General features: G+C 72.7%; 2 protein-coding genes. One reads left to right on the top strand and one right to left on the bottom strand.

Annotation, left to right across the window (positions count from 1 at the left end):
• Positions 1–215: 215 nt before the first annotated feature.
• The gene (locus ACZ4MO_RS18785) at positions 216–899 is read right to left on the bottom strand and encodes a metal-dependent transcriptional regulator (protein ID WP_499279415.1); all 684 of its coding nucleotides are present in this window, start codon (positions 897–899) and stop codon (positions 216–218) included.
• A 217-nt stretch (positions 900–1116) separates the two neighbouring features.
• On the opposite strand from ACZ4MO_RS18785, the gene ACZ4MO_RS18780 reads away from it, so the two are divergent.
• The coding region (locus tag ACZ4MO_RS18780; RefSeq protein ID WP_499279414.1) for a ClpX C4-type zinc finger protein at positions 1117–1599 on the top strand (483 nt) is incomplete at its 3' end.

Raw genomic sequence — 1599 nt, 5'->3', positions numbered from 1 at the left:
GCCTGGTGGAACCTCGTCAACTGGTCCGACGCCGAGGCCCGCCTCCAGCGCGCCAAGACCCAGACCGCCGGGCTCATCGTCCCCTGACGACCCCCGCCGCACGACCCCGGTAGGCGAGCACGACCCCGCTCCCCCACCAGAACGAGGTTGGTCCCGCTATCCACCGGATAGCGGGACCAACCTCGTTCTCAACGGCCGGCCAGGGCCACAAGCCGTCAGTCCGCGGTCACGAACAGGTGCCGCGCGACGTCGTCGGGCAGGTCGAGGACCGTCGTGGCGCCCTCGCCCGAGACGGTGACGACGCCGTCGCCCACCGTGACCACGAGGGTCCGGTGCGGCAAGACGCCCGCCTCGGCGAACCGGGCGAGCAGCTCGACGTCGACCTGGATCGGCTCGGCGATGCGCTGGAGCACGACGCGCACCTCCGTGCCGGGCACCGCGGCGCGCGCGACGAGGTGGGCCCGCAGGGACACGACGCCCTGGAGGTAGCCGACCTCGGGCAGGTCCTCGCCCAGCTCGCGCAGGCCGGGGATGGGGTTGCCGTACGGGTCGTGCGCCGGGTGGTCGAGGAGCCCGACGAGGCGCCGCTCGACGAGGTCGCTCATCACGTGCTCCCAGCGGCAGGCCTCGGTGTGGACGTGCTCCCAGTCGAGCTTGATGACGTCGGTGAGCAGGCGCTCGGCGAGGCGGTGCTTGCGCATGACGCGCACCGCCGTCTGCTGGCCGAGGGCCGTGAGCTCGAGCTGGCGGTCGCCCCCGACGACGACGAGGCCGTCGCGCTCCATGCGCGCCACGGTCTGCGAGACCGTCGGCCCCGAGTGCCCGAGGCGCTCGGCGATCCGCGCGCGCAGCGGGGGGATCCCCTCCTCCTGCAGCTCGTAGATCGACTTCAGGTACATCTCGGTGGTGTCGATCAGGTCGGTCACTCGGCCTCCCGCGGCAGGTACGACGCACTCTTCTCTGGAACGGTTCCAGTCTAGCGCTTTCGCCGCCGAGCTCGGCCGCCGCGGCGGACGAGTCCCGCACGCCTGACCGGCGCGCCCGGGCCGCGCGCGTGCGGGGGTGTCGTGGGCGACGGTTACGATCGGCCGCAACCGACTCGACTGGAGGCACCTGGTGGCACGCTCCGACGGCACCGACGACGGCGGCGCACGCGGTCAGCGCGGGCCCCGCGCGGCGGACGCGCTCACGTGCTCGTTCTGCGGCAAGTCGCAGCGGCAGGTGAAGCGGCTCATCGCGGGCCCCGCGGGCGTCTTCATCTGCGACGAGTGCGTGGCCCTCTGCCTCGAGATGGTCGAGGAGGACCGTGAGGCGGAGTCCGCCGAGCAGGACATCGTCACCGGCAGCGGCCCGCTCCCCACGCCGCACGAGATCTTCGCGCACCTCAGCCGCTACGTCGTCGGGCAGGACGGCGCGAAGCGGGCCCTGGCCGTCGCGGTGCACAACCACTACAAGCGCGTCCGCGCCGCCGCTGCCGCCGAGGAGGCGGGCGAGTCCCTCGCGACCGACGACGCGGACTACGTGGAGCTGGCGAAGTCGAACATCTTGTTGATCGGTCCGACGGGGACGGGCAAGACGTATCTGGCGCAGACGTTGGCG

It is taken from the genome of Sphaerisporangium cinnabarinum, from assembly GCF_055567015.1.
Note: the sequence above shows the minus strand (reverse complement) of the source record. Positions and strands in the feature narration are given on the sequence as shown.

Excerpts from the sequence above, each read along its gene's own strand:
- ACZ4MO_RS18785 (WP_499279415.1), bottom strand. The coding sequence starts at position 899 with ATGTACCTGAAGTCGATCTACGAGCTGCAGGAGGAGGGGATCCCCCCG.